Below are 23760 nucleotides of genomic sequence, written 5' to 3'. Positions count from 1 at the left end.
GTGAATTCATGGATTTATTTTTCACTGCCCTGGTGACGGTGAGCATAGCGGCCGCTTTTGTTTTAATTACGGGGATTTCTCCGGGCGAAACCGTAGCGGCCCTGTTCTCACGCCAGAGGCAGCCATCACTGGAAGCGGAACTTTTGAACATCCGCGGCTTAAAAAAGCAGAACTTCATTGAGCGTCAATTTTCCCTTGCAAAAGCAATATTGGAAATCACGGAACGCGGCAATGAGTATGCAAGATATAAGCGCCTTTCGATACTGTTTGCGGCAATCGGAGCCGGCATTGGCGCGGTGCTGCTCAACCCGTTTCTCGCCGCTGTTCTTTTGGCGGCCGGACTGCTTGGGCCGATGTTTGCCGTCCAGCTGTCCGTAACGTCCTTTCAGGCGGAAAGTCGGGAAACGCTGTACGCCGCCATTTCCACGGTCACGGGCAGCTTTGACCAGCTGAAGGATTTGCCGGCGTCTGTCAGTGCAAACATCAATCACATGGGCGCGCCGGTGCAGGCGGTCTTTCAGGAATTTTTGCGGCAATGCACCATCATCAACCCCAGCGTGGCCCGCGCGCTGACCATCGTAAGCGGCATGATTGACAGCGACAACTGGCGGGAATGGTGTGATACCGCGCAGATCTGCATCGAGAACCCTTCTAAAAAAGAGGCGCTGCGGGAAGTTGTGGAGAAGTGCAATAAGCAAAACCAGATCCACGCGGAGCTGGATATGATTCTCCGCAGGCCGTTCCGGGACATGATCAAGATGGCCTGCATTGTGATTGGCCCCATTCCTTTTATTTGCTTCATCTTTCCGGACGCTGTCCCGGTGCTTTTTGGCACCTGGCAGGGGAAAGCCGCGTTGGCGATAATCGCCGCGGCGGTTCTCCACGGGTTCTACCGTGCGGTCCACGCTTCAAGGCCGTTGGGAAAGGCGGTGGAGGCATGAACCTGTTCTCTACCGTTTATCTTTGGCTTTTGTTCAGCGCTTGGCTGGGCGCCGGCGTTTATATGCTGGTTTCTACTTACCTGCATCTGCCGTCCCACCGTGCCAAAAAGATGCTTGCGCTGCAATGCGACGACAGTAACATTGCTTTGAGCGAAGCGCTTTATCAGCCGGTTGCAAAGCGGATCGCAAAATGGATTCCGCTGGGCCGTTTCCGAAAGCGGCGGCTTGCCAGGCAGCTTTCCGCCGCGGGCGTGGATATGACGCCGGAATACTACGTGGCCGGAGCGCTGACCATGGGCCTGTACCTGTTTGCGATTGCGGCAATTTTGCTGCTTCTCTCTATGCAGGGCGGCCTGCTATTTCTGTTAATGGGCATATGGATGGCATTTATGGCGGTCATGATGACCAGACAGATGCTGCTCCGCGTGCGCAAGTGGACACAGAGCTACCACCGGGCGCTGGAAACGGACCTGCCAAAATTAGGGTCTGCCGTCCGACAGGCAGTCAAAACAGACCGCAACCCGGATATGTACTATGTCATTGAGCAGTACATTCCAAGGGCCAATCCCGCTATGAAAGCGGAGCTTACCGTCCTGTTGGCGGATATGCGCACCGGTGCGCGTATTGCTGCTTTGGACCGTTTTGAGGCGCGTCTGAACAGCACCCATGCGTCCACGCTGGTAAAAGCGATGATCGGTATCGAGCGCGAGGGCGGCGCACATATGCAGGAACTGTTCGACGGTCTGGATAGGCAGCTGCGCGAATGGGAAATCCTCCAGCTTCGAGAAGAGGCGCAGAACCGCCCCGGCGAGTTTAACCCGGCGTATATCGGGCTGCTACTGTCTATGCTTCTGTTCTATGCCGCCCTGTTCGGTACGGTGCTGCTAAACGCTCTGCAACTGTTCAATCAATACTAACCTTTTTGGGGAAGATTGGCCGGCTTATTCGTGCGTAGAAGACCTCATTGCTCAATTCGCCGATGCGATACAGCATTCCAGTGTGACGCTGGTTTATGCTCATCAGCCATCAGGCCGTAAAAAAGGAGGCTCATAAAACCCCCGCTTTTTTTATGCCATATAGGGAGGTGATTATTATGCGCCGCCGTTACCAAAGGCGGCTGTATTTTGGTGTTTTGATCAGACCGTATTCACTGCGACACAAGGAGAATCTTATGATTTCGAAAATCAAAACCGCCGCTGTACGGGTGACCGCGTTTGCAAAAAAAGCAAACGACAAAATGCTGCTCACCGGTATCCATGCCAATCACATGATGGGGCGCGCCCGTAACGCTGTGCTGGCGACGGACGGCGCCATGTACGTCGATGAAGGCGGCAACATGCTCATTGCCGCCGTGGTTGGAATGCTGCTGCTCGTCAGCATTTATTCCCTGTTTAAGACCGGCGTCATCCCGAATGTGAACACCAAAACCAATGCCATGTTTACGTATTCCAACTAAAAGCGTTTCTGTTTTCTTTGCAGCTGCCTTTGCTTTAAAGGCCACCTTTTTGGGGGGTGGCCTTTCTTTTGAAAATTCCGCATGTTGCGTTTACATATTCGAAATTACAAGAGTGAGGAGGAATGAGCCATGCGTAAATGGTGGGTCCGGCTGATTCACGATAAACGAGGGTCGATGTATCTGGACACCGCCGTCTTTGTTTTGTTTGCCTGCATGGGTCTGGCGCTGACCATATCTGTGCTGGCAGTCAGTTGGAGGAAGACCAGCGCGCAGGATATTGCCGATTACGCGGCAAGACAGATTGCGGCGGACGGCGCGTTCTCAGGTAGCACAATCGAGAAGCTGACGACGGTGGCGGGCAGCGGGCACTTTTTGATCGAGGTAAAAACCGACAGCGGGTTGGACGTGTCCGTGCCGGTCAGCTCATCGGAAACCGGATATGCCTTGCAGGAAATCCAACAGGGCACAGGTTTTTCCGTCTCCATCACATCCACCGATCAGAATGTCATCGGGGTTGGCGGCATACAGACGAACAACACATCGGTTTACGGCGCGGCAAACGGCGTTTCCGCTACCTATTGGAAGGGGTGACCGGTTATGCCCAAATGGTTAGTTCGGTTTCTGCACAGCAAGGCTGGAAATATGTATCCGCTGGTCGCCGCGTATCTGCTGCTCGCTATGTTTCTGCTCGCTGTGAGCATGGAACTCTGGCGCGGTCACGCGGTCACAACCGGCGCATACAATGCCGTCCGTTCCGCCGTCTCCGATACAGTCACGGAAAACGCGGCAAACCTGTACAGCGCGCAGACGGATATGGCAGCCGATGCTTATGCATACGCAGATAACGGGTGGATGGCACAGGCAGACACCAGTGCCATTACCAATATGCTGCAAAACCATCTTGGCCTGCGGCAAAGCGGCAGCGACTGGGTTTGCTATGATGGGGACGGACACGAACTGTACCGGCTGTCCGGATTGGCTGTGCAAATAACAAACCCATATGCCCCGCAAGGAAGCCCTTCATCGGCGTCCAAATTTACCGTTACAGTGACATGGACGCTCGATTATACATTTTTAAACATCATGCCAATGTCTACGCCGATGAAAGTTGCTGTCAGCTCCAGCGGCAAATTCTAACACGACCGTAGAAACACAATGCGAAAGGAATCGGTATCACGATGAAAATGAGCTTTACAGTTGAGGAAAAAAACACAATGGAACGCGCGTTGGATATGCTTGGGCAGGAAGATCTGTCCGCAAAACTCCGGGTATCCGCCTCACCGGATTTATCCACACAAGAGATGCAAACCATCCGCACTGCCGCCATGGAGGCGGGAAAGAACACGGAAGGCATTGCAGCCACAAGCCCACGGCAGATTATTAAGCGGCTGGATACCGCAATGGCGCAAATGGAAGATGACCTGCACAATTCGCCGTCTGTTCATCAAAAGGCAGCAACCGCAAAGCTGTCCTTGACGCCCGAAGAACAAGATGCACTTGGCAATGCTTTGGAATCCCTTGCGCAGCCGCGAGGTGTGGACGCAGACGCGGCCAGGAACGCGCGGGATTTGGCGGCGAAAGTACGGTCAGAATCCACACCAAATTTAAGCGTAAATGAAGTGAAGTCTGTCCGGGCGGTGGTGCGGAATCTGTCGCGTATAGGTTTCAAGGAATTTTTTGGTTCTCCGGAACTGACCGCAAAACTGGACGCCGCAATTTTGCAGGCGGAAAACTCCCAAAAAGCAGCCTTGCCCACGCCGTCCATTATGAAGGAGCCGGCCATGGTCGAATTGCTTACCGGGCTTTCCAACGCCCGCAATGCGGAACAGTTTGCCAATGTGGCCGATCTGATGACATCGGTTGACGCCTTGGAAGAACAGCTAAACGCCGCTTTTGTACAGTTAGAAAGCATGAAACGGCAACTAAACGCGTTGAAAGGCACCGTGCCGCAAAAGCAGGAGGGTGTGGTGCAGCAGGCTGTCCAACATGCCGATCAGGCGCTCGGCAAGGTAAAAGAAGGACTGCACGTCGTCAAATCCACGATTGTGAATGCCGCGAAGACTGCTGTAAAGCGCGCCAAAAGCGCTGGATGGGGCGCGATTGGAAAGCTCCTAAACTTTGTCGACCTGTCGGAAAAACTCGGCCACCTGCAAAATCTGCTTGGCGACGCCGCCAAAACTCTGGAATCTGGAATTAAGCGTGTGGAACTGGTTGGAAAAGAATTTTACCGGTCGGACGCGCACATGGATAATGCGTTTCACATTCTTGTCGGTCGCGAAGGCAAGACTGTTGACCCAAACGGAATTTCCACCGGTGCCCAGTCGGTATCCGGCTTGATGTACGGCGCGCTCAAGGCAGTCCACAAGATGGAGGCAATTACGGGTGGTGCAATAAAAGGCGTGCAAAATGTGGAACGGTTTGCCAGCGCGGCGGAAAAGAAACCTTCGCTTTTGAAAAAATTACACGCCAATCAGGAAAAGATTGTTGCCAAAGCGCAGCCGGAAAAAGTGCTGGCAACGCCGAAAAAAGAGCGCTAATGCTTTTGGACGGTGACTTTTTTACAGTGAGGTGAAAATTGTTCATGGAAAACGCACAAAATATGCCCGGCATATACATCGCACTAGAATTTCTGAGTGGATGGACCAAATTCGCTTCAAGAAACATGCTGCCTGAATTCATGCCGCTTGTTATTCTTTTGGCTTTGTTGATATCTCTCCTTCTTATTGCGGGAATTGGGGCGCTGGTCGTGTTGACAGAGAATCGCAAGTTGATGAAAAAGGGTGCGCAAATTAACACCGCAGAACACAAAAATTTGCATGACAGCCTAAGCAAAATGGCGGATGAGTGGCAGCGCCTGAACAGCGAAAACAAAGAGCTGCGCACGGAGAACACGCGCCTCCGTGAAGAAAACCTGCATCTAACAACGGAAAAAGAGCGCGCGCAGGCACAGCATTCCAAACAGCACAGACCGCCCGACAAGTCCAGATGATCTTTTCGTGTGACAACATTGACGGTTTCGTTTCAGCGGCTTAACATAGAGGCAGAAAAACATTGATAACGTCTGGAGGAAATGCACATGCGTACATTTTTAAAAATTCTTCAAGTTCTGCTGGTTCTGCTTCTGTTACCGTTAATGTTTCCGTTGATTTCGCTGCTTAACTGGCTGTTTCAAAAGATTCCGGATGTGGATGAGACTACCGGGTCTTCAAAGTCTTCTGATTCTTCCTCGCAATCCGAGCCTGAACCGCCCAAGCAGGAACCCCACGCGCAGTCGGTGCCGGATTGCTTTCGCGTTTTGGGCATTACCACCGCGTCATGCACGGCAGATGAAATAAAACACCAGTATCGCCTAATGGCTATGCGCGCGCACCCGGACGTGGGCGGAAGCGAAGCGGAAATGAAGGCGATCAACCTGGCCTATGAGCAAGCGATGGCCTATTGTGCGTAAATACGAATTTGTCAACAGCGTTGACAGGTAAACACCAGCAGTGTAAGATAGAACCAGAAACAGGAAATGTATGGGGAATTTAAGGGGAATTGAAATGATTGTCTTGAAAATCCTGCTTCTGGTTGTGCTTGCTCCGGTGCTTGCTGTTTTAACGGTCATACGGGGTATCCTTCAGGTATTTGGCCCAATTATCAAGATTGTTTCAGCGCTTGGAGCAGTCATAACGGCTTTCATTGCTACAGGGTCTTTGATTCTATATTTTGTAAGCCCTCCAAAAAATACGCACGGGGTTTTAATTGGGATTATCTTTTTGTTCGTTCTGGTGTTTGCGTTTAGTTCGTTTGGTATTCCATTTTTAAGTGATGCGCTGATAAACTGGACTGATTTGCTTAGACGCCGTATCCAGTCCCTGTATAGCCGGTCATTTCTTCGTGGGTGGAAGACATATGAGTCAAGTTCCTATGAATACGCATATGAAAGCAACGAATACGCAGACGATGGCAATCCGTTTCGTGAGCAGTCTTATGCTGACACGGCAGAAGATGAACCTAAAGTTCCCGAATGTTTTCGCACATTGGGATTTACCCAAATGCCAACGGAAGTTGAAAATGTGACCCAGCGCTACCGGCGTTTTGCTAAAATTGTTCATCCGGATGTCGGAGGCAGTGATGAAGAAATGGCCGCACTCAACAGCGCTTATCATAAGGCATTAGAATTTTTCAAATAAAAGCATGGAGGAATCATTATGAAAAGCAAGAAGAGCAAAGGAACACACACCAAACTGGCAATCGTCACAGCTGCCGCCATTCTGGCGGTTGCCATATCTTCAACCGGTATTGTGTATGCGCAGGCCGTGCCAATCCAGCCGATTATCACGGCCTCTGGTGTGCAGCGGCTGCAAAGCGTTTCCGGTGGGATCACGGATATTGATGCACCTAACAGTGCGGTTTCCGGTACGATGACTGTTTCCGGTTGGGCATTAAATGCATCCGGTATCAGCCGCGTAGATATGTATGCATTCGACAGTGCCGGATCAGCGCATTGGCTTGGTTCGGTATCTGCCAATGCATTGACTGCTCGCCCGGATGTAAAAGCCGCGTTCCCGGATTATAGTACATTGAACAGCGGCTACAGCCTGTCGGTAGATACGACCAGTTTTAAAGCAGGTACTTATACGCTTGGTGTGGCGGGCATCGGTAAAGACGGCACTGTGCAATGGACGACCAAAACCATCACAATTGGCCCTGCACCGTTAACCGACATTGACGCACCATCTGGCGAACAGGATGGAAGCTTTACCGTGTCCGGCTGGGCACTTGACAAGTCCGGTATTAACCGCGTAGACGTGTACGCATGGGACAGCACCGGCGTGGCACACAGTCTTGGCTCCGCGCCGGTTGCGTCCTTGACTGCGCGGCAGGATGTAGAGAATGCATTTCCGACCTTTGGTACACTGGACAGCGGCTACAGTGTGACGGTAGCAGACAAGACCTTGGGAGTCGGAAAGTACACGCTGGCAGTCGCCGGCATCGGCAATGACGGAGATGTGCAGTGGGCGACAAAAAGTATTACGGTCGGTCCTGCTCCGTTGACAGACATTGACACGCCGGACTGGACGCGGGTGACGGATGGAAAGTTACCTGTTTCCGGGTGGGCGCTGAACAAGACCGGCATCAGTCGCGTAGATATGTATGCATTGGACAATTCCGGACATTATCACAGCCTTGGTTCGGTGGGCAGCGACAAGCTGACCGCGAGACAGGATGTCGAAAGCGCGTTTCCGTCATTCGATACCCTTAACAGCGGGTACAGTTTGACCGCTGATGTGAGTTCTCTTTCTGCTGGCAGCTATACGCTTTGCGTCGCTGGTATTGGCAACGATGGTTCGGTACAATGGGCAACGAAACAGTTTAGCATTCCGGGTACTACTACTGCCGCGCCGATCACCGACATCGATACACCGTCTCAAACATATACCGGAGTCATCCCCGTATCCGGCTGGGCGCTTAACAGCTCCGGTATCAGCCGTGTGGATGTTTACGCCTATGACAGCAACGGCACACCGCATAGTCTTGGCTCGGTATCCGCCAATGCACTTTCTGCACGGCAGGATGTACAAAACGCATATCCTTCTTATGGCATCCTCAACAGCGGTTACAGCCTATCTATTCCGGCAGGTACATTATCTGCGGGCAACTACACACTGGCAGTCGCCGGTATTGGCAATGATGGTAGCGTCCAATGGGCAACACAGGGGGTCACGGTGGCCCAGGTTGCAAATTACCAAGGGACAAATGTCACCAAAACCTATACGGACGAGATTACCGGCATCCAGCAAACGGTGCATTTCCAGGGTGTGGGCGCAGGTTACTGTGAAGTGGCCGGAGGATATGCCGATATCAACACCACTGCCGAAATGGGTATGGCTCATAAGGGACCTGCAACATTTTCAGTAATTGGGCCTGCTCAGCAATCAACGCCCAATGTGGTTGCGGGAGACGGACAAAATGGTGGGGCTGTCTTCTCAAATCTGACTACGGGAGCCTATACTTTTCAGCTTACCGCTGGTGATGGTACTGTGGTAGCCCGGTATCATTTTACCGTGGATGCCCACGGCAACGTGGAGTAAACAGGAAGGGGAAAATGAATTGTGAAAAACAGGTTAATCACTGCATGGAAGTCCGCCAAAGGGCGCACGGTCATAATTTCGGGTGGAAGTGCCATTGCCGGTATCGTTTTAGTAGCAATCATTTTTGTTAACATTGGCGCAACGTCAACGGTCGTAGGCCGCAAGTTTACAATAGGGAATTCTGCAAGCAGTACATCTTCAGCAGCAAGCGCGTCTGCTACAAGCAGCAGTATTCCAGTTGTCAGCGCTGCCCCTGCTCCCAGCAATGCGGCGCCTACAGCCGCAAGTGCACTGCACACTGTCCCAGTCACATCTGTGGATTTTAACCACCGTTCTTTGTCGTTAAAAGTCGGGGCTACCGCACAGCTTACCGCCAACATCACTCCTGATACTGCCACAGATAAGTCCCTTGCATGGACTTCTACTAATACGAATGTAGTTACTGTAGACGGTAGTGGTGTGATCACAGCTAAGAACGCGGGGACTGCTTCTGTACGGGCAACGAACCCGGATGGACAGCGTGATACCTGCACGGTCACAGTGACGGGCGATGCTGGTAATGCTGGTGGAGGCTCCAACAATACAGGTAATACTGGCGCTGGTGGTGCAAGCAACGGCGGTGGTTCTGGCAATACAGGAAGTAACAACAACGGAGGAGGAACACCTGCGGCACAGTATGTGCGAGTGGATGCAACACATACCTACACAGACGAAATTACAGGTATTGCTCAAACCGTCCACTTTCAAGGCGTGGGTTTTTCCAACGAGATTGCCGGGGGATATGCAGACATCAACACTACTCCAGAAATGGGCATGGAACATAAGGGGCCTGCAACATTTTCAGTAATTGGGCCAGCTCAGCAATCAACGCCCAATGTAGTTGCGGGAGACGGACAAAATGGTGGGGCTGTCTTCTCAAATCTGACTGCGGGAACCTATACTTTTCAGCTTACCGCTGGCGATGGCGCTGTGGTAGCCCGGTATCATTTTACCGTGGATGCCCACGGAAACATTCAATAAAAGACTGCAAATAATAAAGCAATTAATGCTCCCTCAAAGGGGGCATTTCTTATGCAAAAATGTTGGGAGGAATGATTTTGATTGTAATGCAGTGGATACAAAAGCGATGCCCAAAACGGAAAATAAAGCGAGTAATTGGGCTAAGCATTTTATTGGCACTTGTGTTCTCCATTTCGGTTCTAGCGGCAGGGAATGGGGCAAACCAGTGGCCAAGCGGAAGAATCGGGTACAGACTGGATACCCATTATGGACAGGTGGCGGCAAATGCGCCCAGCATCCCCCTTTATAGCGATGCTGCCTGCACCCAGCAGATCAACCATTACTTATTGCCCGGCGATTGGGTTGTAGCATATTTTAATTCAGACGGCAGTTTTACTGGCGCTGTGACATATCCGATCACGGTTGCGCAGACCGGCGGCGATGATGTAAATTTGGAATTCACTACGCACTACATTCCTGCCGGATATTTACCGTATATCGTTTCTGGTACCGGCAGTTTTAGCGGCACAGACTGGAACCAGGATACCTGGTGGAATCAGTTGCCCAGCAACATCAGCTATACCAGCAAAATTCCAGGTAACGGGGATACAGTTTGGGTTGGAAATAGTTCGGATGGCGGTGTCGGTGGAGGTTTCAATATAATTTCCGTTGGAAATGGCTATTATAAACTGATGTCTGGTGATTGGATACACACCATTATGTCTGCTTCGCCATCTCAGTTTTGCTACTATGATTCATCTCGTTCGGATTATGTGAATGCCGATTATTCCTGGAACCTGACTTCCCAGCCGTGGAGCACCGTAGGCCTGCATCAAGGCAGTAACCTAATCTCCTTTGCCGGAATGGATGCAAGCGGTAACTACGCCACTGGCCAACGATGGCTTAAGTGGGATACACTTGCACCAATTATGGCGACCAATCTTACGGCCATTCAAAATTCAAGCGGGCATACCGGATGGCTCAATTTGGCCGATTTCAACAGTGACGAAAACGTTATCATCATTTCAAATGAGGATACCAGTCAAACCAACGATGTTTCTGGTTTGAACCCTGCATCCTTGCAAACGTACTTTGACGGCACGAACCATTGGGGCAATAGCGCAGGCTATCAAGGCTTTGATTCGTATACCAGTAACAACGGGACAAAGTATTACTCTTTACGCTCTGTCATGCAAGCCATGGGTGTGCAGGCAGACGGCACAGGCGGGCAAGGTTCGCATAGTTATATGTTTTCAAGCATCGATCAAGCATGGAATACCGCTGCTATTGGCAATTCTGTGCAGATCGATACGATCCCACCGACGTGTACGGCTTCTACCGGCGCGGCAAGCTGGCAATCAGGGTCATCTCCGATCACCCTCAACTATTCGGACAATATGTCCGGCATGGCTGTGGAGTGGTATCGCTGGTCACAATCTGCAACAGATAATGGTCCTTATCAAGGCTATTCCGCAGGACAGCAACTCACCCCTCCGGGCGATGGCACTTGGTATCTGCACTGGTATGCACAGGATGTCGCCGGTAACACCAGCAGTGGAGTATTTGGGCCGTACAGCAACAACGCGGGCATGTCCGTGGTCGTTCAGCAACCGAATGCCGCCTATTTGACCAATGAGGATGTTATTTCATCTGCCACAGTGGCAGATAACAGTGCGACACCGGTGATCCCTGATAATTCTGCAACCGTAACTTTGACTGTCAAAGCATCCGATGGCAGCACATATACAACACAAGCCAAACCAGTTGTTGTCCCATCAAACGATCAAAATTTAATCTGGTTCCGTTGGCATACGCCGCCCACAGCAGGAACATATACCATCACAGCGGCTGTCACAGTTCCAGGCATCACACCGCAAAGCAGTTGGACAAACACCATCTCGGTACCAATTAAGGACGAAACAGAAAACACGCCGCCCATGACTGGCTTGAAAGACCAGAAGCCTTCCTATTTCTCGCCTCAAACGCCCAACTCATCCGGGTATTCATCTTCTCTGTCATGGAATGAGTGGGAATACACCGGCGGAGCATTCCAAAAACATACATATACCGCCAAACTGAACGCTTCTCTGAAAATTAACCCGACAAAAATGGCAAATGGCGATTTGCGGATTGTCACTGCATATCAGAATGCATCTGGCCAATGGGTCATGAAATCCGGGTATGGAATTAACGAGAATGTTTCATCCAATGTATCGGTGACATCCCCAACCGGATCTGTCGTTGACCCGTTGAGCACAACATCTGCCCAACTCACGGAAGGCAGATACCCGGAATTCAACTATTGGTATGCCGGTTATTTCCGCTTGTTTGAAAATCTCGGGAGCGGGAATTTCGATTTACAGGCAAACAAATATAGCCAGTACGGATTTCACAGTCACTATACACCTATCTGGTTTCCAGATGGGCCTTATACCGTTTTGACAACAACTTCGCAAGCCTGGACACCTGCGGGTATGCTCGGCAACGACCAGACCGGCACGATCCAGATTCAGGGCTCGCTACCGCAAGATTGGTATGTACGGGAATACCCGTATCAATAAATATTCAACTTTGAATGGAGGATTTTCTTATGATTCCCTTACAGTATGTTTTCGTGTTCGCTACCGTTGTGGTGATCTTCTGCCGCTTCCAGTTTAAAGCACTGCTGAAAAAGCAGAAAAATGAAAAAATTCGCAGCAAACTCAAAAAGCGCATGATCTTTACCACCATCGCAGCCGTTGGGCTGGTTATCGTGACGGCCGTATCGTATGTCGCCCCGTATCTGCACCATTAACTTGCTTCCTCCGGGCCTGTGCGTGATCAGGCCTGGAACCATCGGGACGCTTCGTCCCGTCCAAATGTTCGATCGCCTGTGTGCCGATAAGCCCGCGGGCTTTTTATTTATGCCAAAATCTTATATAATGGGGGTAAAAAGATGGATTGGAATGATTTTGCCATGTGGACTGCCATTGCGGCATTGATTGCCGGTATCGCTGGAATTGTGGGGGCTCTTATACGGGACGCCATTACAATCAGTGGGAAAATTGGGACGCTCGACAATACGACGCTCAGCGGCCAACACCACCAGATTCAAGAAACGATTAAGCAGTCTTCCGCAGATATGCGCGCGGCAGTCAATCAGTCTGCTGAAAACCTAAAAACGTCATTAGCCGGTGTGAACGCTTCAATTGGGAACGGCAATGAGACATTAAGCTTTATTCAGTCGCAATTGCTACGGGAACAAACCATTAAAGAAATTCGTAATAAAAATATGGATACGAGCCAGGCGGAGATTAAATCCAGCTTTGATAAGCTTCAAGGTTTTGTTCAAAACTGGCAGATGGTAAATGCCGAAAATGCGCGGCTGCGAGAAGAAAACAAAACATTGATTGCTCAAACTGCCGAACTCAACGTGGAAAAGCGGCAGCTAACCGAAAATGTTCAAAAGCTTACCGATCAAAACAAAGAATTGCGGCAGGATAATATCCGCCTGAGTCAAAAACACAAATCCCGGCCGCGCGGGCCGGAACGAGAATAGCGATGGAGGCTTAGCATGAAAATATACACGCTGATCGGCGGCGTCAACGGTTCGGGAAAATCCAGCTTGACAGGCGTATTGAATGCCGACCGTAATGACCTTGGGGCTATTGTTGATCCCGATAAAATAGCCATGGAAGAACAGTATAGCACTGTAGGAGCTGGAAAAGCCGCTATTCGAAGGATCGAAAGTTATTTGCATGACGGGATCACCTTTACGCAGGAAACCACGCTTTCTGGCCGTAGAGTCGTGAACACCGTTAAGAGAGCAAAAGAACTTGGATATCTGGTTCGTTTATTTTATGTCGGACTCAATACAGTTGATGAAAGCTTGAAACGAATACGAAACCGCGTTGAGAGGGGCGGCCATAATATTCCGACCCCGGATGTTGAACGGCGGTTTAACGATCGTTTCGCTACATTGCTTGCGATTCTACCTTATTGCGATGAGGGTACCTTTTTTGATAATGAAAATGGTTTTCAGGCTGTTGCCCAATATAAGAATGGACGGATTGCGACTTTGACAGAACACAAACCGCTATGGCTTAAAGAATTGCTAAAAAAAGAACGAGTCTACGAAAACCAGTTTAAGCGCCCGCCGTCTACTCATCGGGCGCTTCCACACGAAAGATAAGAACGATTTCAAACGCTCACCAGAATCTGGTGAGCGTTTTTGCATCCTACAAAACAGTTTGGCTTTCTACCGTATCTTCAAAGCTTACTATCTAAATAGTGAAGGAGAACGCATCGTGACTAAACAAAACAAAATAAGAACTCAAAAAAAGCACCGGCTGGCAGTTTTGCTACTTGCAATAATTATACCTACGACAGTATTTGCGGCCGGTATTGCATTTGTCCCGGGTTTCCGCAATGCGGTGTTTTCTATTTTTGCATCGCAGAGTGCGGCAGAAAAGAAAAAGCCTGCATCATCCACATCCAGCAAAAAACCATCTACGGGTTCAGGCCCGGACGGCGCGGCGGGCTATGGGGATGACAGTGTGCTTGAATCGCAGGCACAAAGCAATACCACGGACAGAACATCCTATACCCCAACGACTGTTGTATATGGGACATCTGGAAGCACAACTGGGCAATGGAGTGCTACCATCAATAACAATCCAAGTGAGTACCAGCAGGCGGTATTCTATGAATGCACAGTAAACGTTACCTACCAGAAGCAGGCGGACGGTTCCGAAAAGAAAGTCGTAACCAACACGAAAACAACAAGGTTGGGCGAATCGCAAATCATCGGCCCTGGCCAGCATTTTAATAAGATTGTTTGGGACGCGCCTTTATCCGGGCAGACCAGGATCATCTGCGCGGAAATGCACAGCTACAAACTGGTCGGTGGGCAGTACGTTGAAGTCACGCCGTTGTTTGTGCAAAATGTGACGCTGAATATTCAATGAGTAAATGATTTCCTTTTGGCCTTATTTGATTCGATTTTTTCAATCAGTTGTATGACATTAGTATTGTCCCAGCTTATCTTTTGAAATTGTACATTTTGGAGTTCCTTTAAGTCTGCCTTTTTTCCAAACGCAAGTATCATACTTACCGACATAATAAAGCGCCCTAATTTATTTCGGCGAGGATCATTATCGGTATTACAGTTTTCAATTTCAAAATTGCTGTCGCGCAATAGCTTTTCTAAGATGCTAAAATGCTTCGGATACCGATCTGAAAGCTCATAAAGTATCCATGTGGTGGTAAAAAATTGAATGTTTTTGTTGTTGAATCTCTTCGATGCAAGCATGATGGCAGTAGGGAATTGTTTTATGTAAGCCTGTAACACAACCGCCTGGTTCCATTTATGTGCCCATGAAAAGCAGATTAGTCCCATGGAACCCATTGTGATTGTATAAGTTTTTTCTTCGGATTCGCATAAATGTAGTTCCAACAAATCTTGAAGCAAACGAAAAGAGGAATCAATCCGTGAAAAATGGTTTGAAAATGAAAAGTGGGAAAGAAATATTCAACTTTTGGAATAACAAAAAATTTAAAAAGCAAAGCACCGCACAATGTGATAATTCCAGCTATAAGTACAGCAACTATAGATTCCAAAGGGCGCCTCATATTTTGAAACATTTAATCATCATCTTTCTTGTTATAGTTGATTCGTCAGTGCCAATCTTGTGGGTAATATCAACATTTTACCATCTTTCACCGCTGTTCTCTCTCCCGTGTATGCTATCAATAGCAGCTGCCTTTATGTACTTATTTGACACAAATAGACCCCATGGTATCGTAAAAACGGTACTAAGGACATCGTTTCTTATGTGGGCGGTATTTACTATGGGCTTTGCGATGTGGTATGTCGCTGATCTTCTTTGCGTACACTGGAATTTTGCCATCTATGCAGTCAGATGGGATATTGGAAATTGGCCCTTACATTTTGGTCCGTTTGAAACATTGTATAGGCCTTGAAAACATCATAACACAAACAAGGAGGTTATCCAACAAGCTGCTTTCGCTATCAACCGGCCCAGCCGGATGATAAATAAATTTTACAGGAGGGCATTACATGTCCATCATCAATCACGTCCGCCGAAATCTCGGCGGGAAAATCGCCGCTGCGGCTATGATTGCAGCTCTGGCCGCAGGCGCAGCACTGCCTGCATCCGCCGCAACTACACAAACGGCAACCGGAACGGGTAGCGCAGCCGCCAGCGTGCCGATTACCGGCACGATCAACGCAACGACCATCAGCGTAACGGTACCCAACAGCGTGGCCTACACGATCAACCCCGATAGCAACACCTTTTCTGCCCCCGCACTTGCTGTAACCAACAACACGGTGGTGCCCGTGACTATTGGCGTGCAATCCCTGACCGCAGATAGCTCTGACACCTTTACAGACAAGTTGCCGACCGACGAAACGTGGGGCAGCCTGGACGCAGCCGACAGTGCAAAATATATTGCGCTCGGCGTTGGCGCTACCAGCACCGGTTGGAGCACCGGGTACAACAGCAGCATCGATTGGGCAGCAGCCAAATCGCCCGTGACCATTGGCTCCCTTCCCTCCGGCGCTACCGGTAATCTTGCCCTGGCCGCAAACTTTGGCCGCGCGATCAGCAACACGCAGACACCCACCGGCGCCGCAGTTTTCAGTGTTTCCCTGTCGTAATGATCTTCGTTTGCATAAACTTCCGGACGGCTGGGAAACCAGCCGCTTAATTTGATAATTCGCTTTTTAGCTGTACATAAAAAATTATGCAGAAAGGAAGAAGATTGAAATGAAAAGGTATACAAAAAGGCTGACGGCAATAATCATTGCCGTGCTAATTGCTTTGTCTCCCAATCTTAGCCTGATTGCGTCTGCGGATGACTCTGCATCGGACGGTACGACCGGCGGCATATCGTCAATTACGGAGCAAAATTCAAGTGGGTATACCATAAGTGGGAGATTAAACTCACCGGGGACATCCATCAATTTTTACATTCAATTTCGTACATACGCTTCAAATGAATCTGAGTCGAGCGCGAAACTGTATAATGATTCTGGATCACTTTATTATTATATGGGTGATGCGTTTTACTTCCACTGTCGCGTTAATGTTTCTGAGCATAACAATTTTTATGGTCTGTATACGACAGAAGTTTGGAAAATGTATAATGACGGGACGCAAAAGCAACTGGGAGCAAGCACGGTGTATGTAAGCCCAATTACTTGTCGGTACTCTTACAGCATACAAAACAGCAGCACCCTCCCCGTGACACTTAACTACACGGATATAAGCGGAGGAACAATTGCGTCTGAATACTGGATGCCAAAAGAATATGATGATTATGATGCATGGAATTGTGTAAATAATAATCAGGCCACTCCATTCAGTGGAAACACTGTGAGCTTACCAACAAATTTGACCGCCAGCGATAAGATGTATTTTACGATTGTGGGCACAGATACAAATGGGTATAATTTCATGCAACATATTGAGATATCCTCACAGTATCAAGCATCGCTAAGCATCGGGGTAACACAAGAATCTACGAATGCATCGGCATCACCAACCGTAAATGTTATTGCAACTAACACAACAGAAGACCAGAATATCAATAACATCGGGGATGATTACTGGAGTCAGGACAAAATTGATGTTTTTTCGGAATTGTCTGCTGGAAGTGACTCAACCAATCCCGTTCCGAGCAGTAACGAATGGGAATTTAAAATGGACGATAACCCAACAGGAACACAGAATCAAGTCTATGTACGAACTTTATTTCCGCATGTCTTGCAGGATAATGATTATTTCTATGTTGGGTATTGGTATAAGTGTACTACGGTAAATGGAAATTTAGGTGGGCTTGGCTTATGTGGATTTTTTGATAGTGACTGGGATGGCTCTTTATTACAATACTCTTATCCAGATGCAACAGGTTCCCTAATTACAGACGGGGCTTGGCATTTTAATTACGCTTTAGTGCAAGGCAATTGTAATTATCAGGATTTAGGTGCGGATTATTTGGGGATATATGGTACCAGCGATTTTGATTTACACATTGCGGATTTACACGTCACGCGTATTCCACAGGGTTCAGACATTACGCAGGGTGTTACACAAAAGTGGGCTTATGGAGACCAGCCTGTATCGTATTTTGATGCAGGGAATGGCACCACATTTACAGGACATTCTTTTCACGTTACGCAAAACGGAGATGTCACAGTTTATGCAAAATCTGCGGATGGCCAAGAAGCGGTGCGCACTTATAAAGTGAGCAACTATGATCCATATGCGGATGACCACACACCACCGACCGGCAGTTACAATCTTTCCACATCGTCATGGACGACCGGTAACGTGACAATAAACGTCACGGCCGCGGACACACAAAGCGGCGTCAAGTCCATCACGACACCGGGCGGCACGGTGGTAAACGGCAACACATGCAGCTATACGGCTACTAACAACGGCACGTACACCTTTATCCTCACCGACAATGCTGGAAACAGCTGTACGTACCCGGTGACAGTCTCCAACATTGACCGGTCGGTGTCTGTATCGTACACCTCCAGCGCGTCCTATACAATTGACCCCAACAATTTAAGCAGTCCCATGGCGGGCGGCGAAATAACGCTGGTAAACAACAACACCCACATCGGCGCAAAGGTCACGCTGCAAAGCCTGACATCCTCCCTTACTGGCACCAACGGCTTTTTCCTCGGTGCGCAAGTCGAGGAAACGGCATCTGGCAATACAACCTGGTCGGAGATCGACAGCAAGGCGGTACAACTGGCAGGCGGTGCCGCTACCGTGTTGGGCATCTTGTCCCCGGGCGGTACCGGTCATATCAAGCTAGTGGGACAACTCGGCAGCCGACGATGGGTTAGTGCTGAGGGAGATACGGGCAACATGCAGCTGACGTTTACGGCGGTGTCATAAAATTTATTTTAGAAGGAGGATAATACACATGATGAAACAAACTTTACGCGGACAAAGAATATTAGCCGTTGACATGACAGAAATGGGCAGAAACAATCCTAATCCTACAAAAGATATCGCCAAATATTTGGGACAGGAAATCCAATATCGCCGAAAGCAAGTTGGATACACACAAACAGCTCTTGCACAAAAAATCGGAAAAGGCCTCCGCATTGTTCAAAAGTATGAAAAAGGTGAAATTGTGCCCTCTTTATCTGTTCTGGCGGCAATTTCCGATGCTTTGGAAATCCCGCTAAACCTTTTGACAAATCAACATTCCAATGATGCCATGGAGGTTCCCATAGGCAACATGGTTTATGAAATAGAGCAGGATGCTCAAAATATCCGTATATACAGACAGATTCCAGACGAAGAGTATCAACAATGGTACACAGGTGATAAAAACATTTCAAGGCGCGGAGAAATCCGACGCCTTTTTTTAATAGAAGTGCCTCTCGCGCAGGCGGCCGAGATGCTGGTTCACTTGCTTATCTTTCCTCATTCCAAAACAGACAAGGAGTAACACAAAATGGCAAACAAAAAATTGCAACAAGTTCAAAAGAATGCGCCCGAAACGGAGAAACTTCATACCATGCCTATCAAAGCCCGCATAAACGCGCGCCAGCCTGTCAATGCAGGTAAAGGTCAAAAACTCAATCCTCGGGAAGAGGAAACCTTCCGAAGCGAGCCTTGCGATCTTTTCGATGCGGCCACCCCGTTTTTACACATGCTGACCGATCAGCCCATGCAGAGCAATCCGTTTTCTCTAATCCATCGGCAGAAAGATATTGACGCGTTTGTATTTGCACTGGTGAGGATGACCGCGTGGCGCGCCGATGAGTATAATTCATATTGGAATGTTGTCTGCGGCCACCTTTACCATGCGCTGGTGGGCTATGTGTATTATCAAGGAACGCTGGAAGAACAAAATCTCGAAATGATTCTTAAACTGCTCAAAGAAATTTGCGATGAGGAAGACGGCGCTGCCGACCTGCTGTTTCAAGAGTTGGCAAAATCTGCCCCGGACGATCTCACTGTTTTCTATTATCACCAGTTTAAAGACAGTCTCCACACTGCCCGAGAGGGCGTATGGAAAGCGTGTGTTTCCCTGCTTCGGTCTTTTGAACTTTTTCCGGCTTTTGGCGCGGGTGCGAGCGAATATTATCCTATATCCTGCGATACAGCGGACGACGATGAGGAAGACTGGGACGACGGTATCCCAGATGAATACCAGGAAGACGATGATTCATGCGATGAGGAAAAAGACTGGTTATCAGATGACCCGCCAACGGAAGATGACCGGCGTCATGCAAAGGAGCACTTGTCTCCGTTTGTAACGGAAGATCGGATTGTCCGTTCCGCGCAGACGGCTATTGACCTGATCCACAGAGCGCATTGTGTCCATCCGGAAAAGATGCCCCGCACCGATTTGGAAGCACTCAATGTACTTTCTAATCTGCTCACAACAGAAACAACGAGCGCCATCAAAGAGCATTTCCCGGATGAAGCCGAGGATGTAGAGCTGCTTGTATTGCGTGTCCTGAGAAATGCAGCGGAAAGATCAACACTTATGTCCCGTAGAATCTTTTCACGCAGGGATATCCGCGTATTAAACCCTCTTTTGCGTGCCTTGTTCCCCATTCGATTTTAAACCAACCGGCGGGAGGTAAATACGATGCAAGAACATGTACAAGAACGTACCGTGGCGGTTTCCGTCCGTGCACTTAAACTTGGCGGGCGTGGACTGCTCAAGCTGTTTGGGCTGCTCATCCGAGCGCACAAGCAAATGCTGAAAGATAAAGCGACCAGTGGAAAAATGGAGTATAAAGATCTGGTGCGCCTTGGCAGCGGTGTGACCGGTCAGGAGATCCACACCGAGGATACCGCCATTCTGGATAAGATCTGCCGCAAACACGGCTTGCGCTATTCTTTGCGCAAGGACATCACGCAAACTCCTCCGAAATGGACGCTGTGGTGCGAGTCAAAAAACGTTGAGGTGCTGCAACAGGTTCAAAAGGAGCTTGCAAGCCGTTTGCTGAAAAAAAAAGGCAAAAACAAAGATCGGCCGTCGTTGTTGGAAAAACTCAAGAAGCTAAAACAGTTTGTTAAAAGCGCCAATCCCGCAAAGGTGCGTAACAAAACGCAGGAGAAAACCAGATGAATGTTGTGAAGTTGAAAAAATATGTCAAAAAGAACGTTGTTCATTGGCTGCCGTACCTGTTTGTTTTTTGGCTGCTTGACTGGCTTGGACAATCTTACCGGCTGGCGAACGGCAATGGGTTTATTGCAAAGCTGGCTACTCTGCTAAGTGCTCCTCCTTTCCTGCTCAATGAAGCATTTTTCAGTTTTAATCCCAATGACCTGCTGCTTGCGATTGTCGGTACGTTGGCTGTTTTCTTTGCAGTCAAAGCCCATAACCTTGACAAGAAAAAATTCCGCAAAGGAAAAGAGTACGGGGACGCCGGGTGGGGTACGGAAACAGACATTGAGCCGTTTATCGACCCGGTATTCCGCAAAAATATCATCCTCACGCAGACGGAACGGCTGGGCATGGGAAAAGCCCGGCACTGGAAGTACAACCGCAATTACAACGTCATGGTTGTGGGCGGCTCCGGTACCGGTAAGACGCGCTATTTTGTGAAGCCCAATCTCATGCAGGGGCACAGCTCCTATGTGGTTGCCGATCCAAAAGGCACGGTTTTAAATGAATGCGGCTATCTGATGCAGCGGATGAAATACCGCATCAAAGTTTTTAACCTTGTAGATTTTGCCCGTTCCATGCACTACAACCCGTTTAGCTATCTGCACAGTGAAAAAGATATCCTCAAGCTGGTAACGGCGCTCATCGCCAATACCAAAAAAGAGGACAAGACCGGCGGCGACCAGTTTTGGGAGGACGCCGAACGCCTGCTTTACTGCGCCCTAATCGCTTACATCCACTTTGAGGCGCCGGAAGAAGAACAAAATATGTCCACCCTTATTGAAATGATCGACGCCATGGAAGTGCGAGAGGACGACGACGGGTTCCAAAACGCGGTGGATCTGTTGTTTCAAGAGCTGGAGGAAAACAATTCTCGACATTTTGCCGTGCGCCAATATAAAAAATACAAATTGGCGGCGGGCAAGACCGCAAAAAGCATTTTAATTTCCTGCGGCGCAAGACTTGCTCCGTTTGACATTGAGGAAGTCCGTGATCTGACCGCTTACGATGAGCTGGAACTGGACACTCTTGGAGATAAAGGTCAAAAAACTGTACTGTTTATCGTGTTAAGCGACGGTGAAGACACGTTTAATTTTCTTGCGGCCTTGATGTATACACAGCTTTTCAACTTATTGGAAGAAAAGGCGGATAAAGAATATGGCGGCCGCTTGCCTACCCATGTCAGGTTTATTCTGGATGAGTTCGCAAACACCGGCAAAATTCCGAACTTTGATCGGATTATCGCATCGATCCGCAGCCGAAACATGTCCGCCTGCCCTATTTTGCAGTCGCAAAGCCAGTTAAAAGGCATATACAAAGACAAAATGGACACCATTGTGGATAACTGCGACAGCCAGCTATTCTTGGGCGGTCAAGGGCATGACACGCTTAAAAACATGTCCGAGGCGCTCGGAAAAGAGACCATCGATCTGTATACCAACAGCGATTCACGCGGTTCCCAGCGCAGTTATGGGTTTAATTACAACAAAACCGGCCGTGAACTGGCGTCCATAGATGAAATTGCACGGATGGAAGGCGATGAGTGTATTCTTCGCCTGCGGGGCATTCGCCCGTTCAAGTCTAAAAAGTTTGATATTGAGCAGCACCCGTATTACAGATACCTTTCCGACGCTGATCCGGCCAACACCTTCCGCGTGGAACGGTATTTGAACAACCGGCTTACGATTCGCGCAAGCGAACAATATATCGAGTTTGACTACGGGTATCTGGACCAGTACGCTGACCAAGATGCGGGATAAGAAGTGCGATGCAATCTGTATGGGCGTTGGTTTGTTTTATCGCCGGGCTTGTCGTTTTTATTTGCTGGAATCTTATCAATGAACACTATTTGCGCATATTTTAGTCATGCTTTAGATATGGTTAAGGGCTTCGGATGTGCTGCTGCACGACCGAAGCCCTTTTGCTGTATAGAGGCGCTCTTTTGCTGCCAGCCAGAGCCGGGAGGCTTTGTCATATACCGTTTTTTGCATACGACATGGAGGATTAAATCATGGATTTCTTTACACAAGGTATTTCAACGCTTGCAACCATCGTAATGGCTATTGGCGCGGGTTTCGCCGGGTGGGGTATTATCAACCTTATGGACGGCTACGGGAACGATAACCCAGGCGCCAAAAGCCAGGGAGTTAAGCAGGCTATGGCAGGCGGCGGTATCATTTTTGTCGGCCTTAAGCTGATTCCTCTTCTGGCAAATCTGTTTCAGTGAGCGAGGAGATAAGTTATGGGATTTTTGCTCAGCCCGTTGACAGATTGGCTAAACAACTGGCTGAAAGGATTTCTGATCAACGCAATCGAAGGCAGTCTGGCAAGTATTTTTAGTAGTCTCAACACAACGGTGCAGGGTATTGCCCAAGGAGTGGGGCAAACGCCGCAAGGCTGGAACGCGAGCGTTTTTTCCATGGTGCAAAACCTGTCACAGAGCGTCATCACACCGGTGGCGGGCATCATATTGGCGTATGTCGCCTGTTATGAGCTAATTGCACTGCTCACCGAAAAGAACAACATGCATAACGTTGACGGATGGATGTTGTTTAAGTGGATCTTTAAAACAGCCGTAGCCGTTTATTTGGTTTCCCACACGTTTGACATCGTGATTGCGGTGTTCCAGTTGGCACAATATGTGGTTCAACAGAGCGCTGGCGTTATCAATTCGTCCGCCAATCTGCAATTTGCGCTGGACAGTCTGGACACGCAGCTGCAAAGCCTAAACTGCGGACAGCTGCTTGGTGTGCTGATTGAAATCCAGCTTGCGAGGCTTGGCAATATTGTTCTCAATCTTATTATTACCGTTTTAATCTACGGACGCATGATAGAAATCTACATGTATTGTTCTATCGGCCCGATCCCAATGGCAACCCTCACCAACCATGAATGGGGCGACATCGGGAAGAATTATCTGAAATCCCTGTTTGCCCTCGGCTTTCAGGGATTTTTCATGATGGTTTGCGTGGGAATTTACGCCATTTTAATCCAAACGATGACCTTCTCCACGGCGGGAGGCGTAACAGAGGGCATATGGCAGGCAATGGGGTATGCACTGCTGCTTTGCTTCGCGCTCTTTAAGACCGGGGCGCTCTCCAAATCCATCTTTAACGCGCATTAGGGGGTG

At 49.0% G+C, this 23760-nt stretch carries 25 protein-coding genes; 24 read left to right on the top strand and 1 reads right to left on the bottom strand.

What is annotated here, in order from left to right; all coding sequences use genetic code 11:
* Window positions 1-8: 8 nt before the first annotated feature.
* From ABF463_RS02110 to ABF463_RS02035, 16 genes are all read left to right on the top strand, one after another.
* Window positions 9-941: a hypothetical protein gene (locus ABF463_RS02110; protein ID WP_415531886.1), complete on the top strand. Its 933-nt coding sequence runs from the start codon at window positions 9-11 to the stop codon at window positions 939-941.
* Window positions 938-1858: a hypothetical protein gene (locus ABF463_RS02105; protein WP_415531885.1), complete on the top strand. Its 921-nt coding sequence runs from the start codon at window positions 938-940 to the stop codon at window positions 1856-1858. Before ABF463_RS02110 ends, ABF463_RS02105 begins: the two co-directional genes overlap by 4 nt.
* Window positions 1859-2112: 254 nt before the next feature.
* Window positions 2113-2397, top strand: a complete 285-nt coding sequence (locus tag ABF463_RS02100; RefSeq protein ID WP_415531884.1) for a DUF6133 family protein — start codon at window positions 2113-2115, stop codon at window positions 2395-2397.
* 129 nt (window positions 2398-2526) lie between these two features.
* Window positions 2527-2988 (top strand): DUF4320 family protein, encoded by a 462-nt coding sequence (locus ABF463_RS02095; RefSeq protein WP_415531883.1) that lies wholly within the window; start codon window positions 2527-2529, stop codon window positions 2986-2988.
* A gap of 6 nt (window positions 2989-2994) precedes the next feature.
* On the top strand, window positions 2995-3534 hold the full coding sequence (locus ABF463_RS02090; RefSeq protein WP_415531882.1) for a hypothetical protein: 540 nt from the start codon (window positions 2995-2997) through the stop codon (window positions 3532-3534).
* A gap of 41 nt (window positions 3535-3575) precedes the next feature.
* The gene (locus ABF463_RS02085) at window positions 3576-4934 is read left to right on the top strand and encodes a DUF6674 family protein (RefSeq protein ID WP_415531881.1); all 1359 of its coding nucleotides are present in this window, start codon (window positions 3576-3578) and stop codon (window positions 4932-4934) included.
* Between the two features lie 44 nt (window positions 4935-4978).
* Window positions 4979-5386, top strand: a complete 408-nt coding sequence (locus tag ABF463_RS02080; protein WP_415531880.1) for a hypothetical protein — start codon at window positions 4979-4981, stop codon at window positions 5384-5386.
* A gap of 87 nt (window positions 5387-5473) precedes the next feature.
* Complete coding sequence (locus ABF463_RS02075) at window positions 5474-5845, top strand: J domain-containing protein (RefSeq protein WP_415531879.1); 372 nt, start codon at window positions 5474-5476, stop codon at window positions 5843-5845.
* Window positions 5846-5948: 103 nt separating this feature from the next.
* On the top strand, window positions 5949-6572 hold the full coding sequence (locus ABF463_RS02070) for a hypothetical protein (RefSeq protein ID WP_415531878.1): 624 nt from the start codon (window positions 5949-5951) through the stop codon (window positions 6570-6572).
* Window positions 6573-6590: 18 nt separating this feature from the next.
* Window positions 6591-8474, top strand: coding sequence for a hypothetical protein (locus ABF463_RS02065; RefSeq protein ID WP_415531877.1), 1884 nt, complete (start codon window positions 6591-6593; stop codon window positions 8472-8474).
* Between the two features lie 21 nt (window positions 8475-8495).
* Window positions 8496-9494, top strand: coding sequence for an Ig-like domain-containing protein (locus ABF463_RS02060; RefSeq protein ID WP_415531876.1), 999 nt, complete (start codon window positions 8496-8498; stop codon window positions 9492-9494).
* 77 nt (window positions 9495-9571) lie between these two features.
* Window positions 9572-12034 (top strand): hypothetical protein, encoded by a 2463-nt coding sequence (locus ABF463_RS02055; RefSeq protein WP_415531875.1) that lies wholly within the window; start codon window positions 9572-9574, stop codon window positions 12032-12034.
* A 29-nt stretch (window positions 12035-12063) separates the two neighbouring features.
* A complete protein-coding gene (locus ABF463_RS02050) occupies window positions 12064-12267 on the top strand; it encodes a hypothetical protein (protein WP_415531874.1) in 204 nt (67 codons plus the stop codon).
* 141 nt (window positions 12268-12408) lie between these two features.
* A complete protein-coding gene (locus tag ABF463_RS02045; protein WP_415531873.1) occupies window positions 12409-13011 on the top strand; it encodes a hypothetical protein in 603 nt (200 codons plus the stop codon).
* A gap of 15 nt (window positions 13012-13026) precedes the next feature.
* A complete protein-coding gene (locus tag ABF463_RS02040) occupies window positions 13027-13644 on the top strand; it encodes a hypothetical protein (protein ID WP_415531872.1) in 618 nt (205 codons plus the stop codon).
* A 115-nt stretch (window positions 13645-13759) separates the two neighbouring features.
* Window positions 13760-14419: a hypothetical protein gene (locus ABF463_RS02035; protein ID WP_415531871.1), complete on the top strand. Its 660-nt coding sequence runs from the start codon at window positions 13760-13762 to the stop codon at window positions 14417-14419.
* Here ABF463_RS02035 and ABF463_RS02030 read toward each other — a convergent pair.
* Complete coding sequence (locus ABF463_RS02030; protein ID WP_415531870.1) at window positions 14413-14802, bottom strand: hypothetical protein; 390 nt, start codon at window positions 14800-14802, stop codon at window positions 14413-14415. The two genes, ABF463_RS02035 and ABF463_RS02030, sit on opposite strands and share 7 nt — an antisense overlap.
* Before the next feature lie 729 nt (window positions 14803-15531).
* On the opposite strand from ABF463_RS02030, the gene ABF463_RS02025 reads away from it, so the two are divergent.
* From ABF463_RS02025 to ABF463_RS01990, 8 genes are all read left to right on the top strand, one after another.
* A complete protein-coding gene (locus ABF463_RS02025) occupies window positions 15532-16134 on the top strand; it encodes a hypothetical protein (RefSeq protein WP_415531869.1) in 603 nt (200 codons plus the stop codon).
* Window positions 16135-16243: 109 nt separating this feature from the next.
* Window positions 16244-18391, top strand: coding sequence for a hypothetical protein (locus tag ABF463_RS02020; RefSeq protein WP_415531868.1), 2148 nt, complete (start codon window positions 16244-16246; stop codon window positions 18389-18391).
* Window positions 18392-18419: 28 nt separating this feature from the next.
* Complete coding sequence (locus ABF463_RS02015) at window positions 18420-18953, top strand: helix-turn-helix domain-containing protein (RefSeq protein ID WP_415531867.1); 534 nt, start codon at window positions 18420-18422, stop codon at window positions 18951-18953.
* Window positions 18954-18959: 6 nt separating this feature from the next.
* Window positions 18960-20081: a hypothetical protein gene (locus ABF463_RS02010; RefSeq protein WP_415531866.1), complete on the top strand. Its 1122-nt coding sequence runs from the start codon at window positions 18960-18962 to the stop codon at window positions 20079-20081.
* Window positions 20082-20105: 24 nt separating this feature from the next.
* Entirely contained in the window at window positions 20106-20591 is a 486-nt protein-coding gene (locus ABF463_RS02005; protein ID WP_415531865.1) for a DUF3801 domain-containing protein, read from the top strand.
* Window positions 20588-22390 (top strand): VirD4-like conjugal transfer protein, CD1115 family, encoded by a 1803-nt coding sequence (locus tag ABF463_RS02000; protein WP_415531864.1) that lies wholly within the window; start codon window positions 20588-20590, stop codon window positions 22388-22390. Before ABF463_RS02005 ends, ABF463_RS02000 begins: the two co-directional genes overlap by 4 nt.
* Before the next feature lie 251 nt (window positions 22391-22641).
* Window positions 22642-22857 (top strand): Maff2 family mobile element protein, encoded by a 216-nt coding sequence (locus ABF463_RS01995; RefSeq protein ID WP_415531863.1) that lies wholly within the window; start codon window positions 22642-22644, stop codon window positions 22855-22857.
* 15 nt (window positions 22858-22872) lie between these two features.
* Window positions 22873-23754 (top strand): VirB6/TrbL-like conjugal transfer protein, CD1112 family, encoded by an 882-nt coding sequence (locus ABF463_RS01990; protein ID WP_415531862.1) that lies wholly within the window; start codon window positions 22873-22875, stop codon window positions 23752-23754.
* The last annotated feature ends 6 nt before the right edge of the window (window positions 23755-23760 follow it).

Source organism: Ethanoligenens sp., assembly GCF_047718355.1.
In the GTDB taxonomy this organism is placed as follows: domain Bacteria; phylum Bacillota; class Clostridia; order Oscillospirales; family Ethanoligenentaceae; genus Ethanoligenens.
This window is presented reverse-complemented; position numbering and strand designations above follow the sequence as displayed.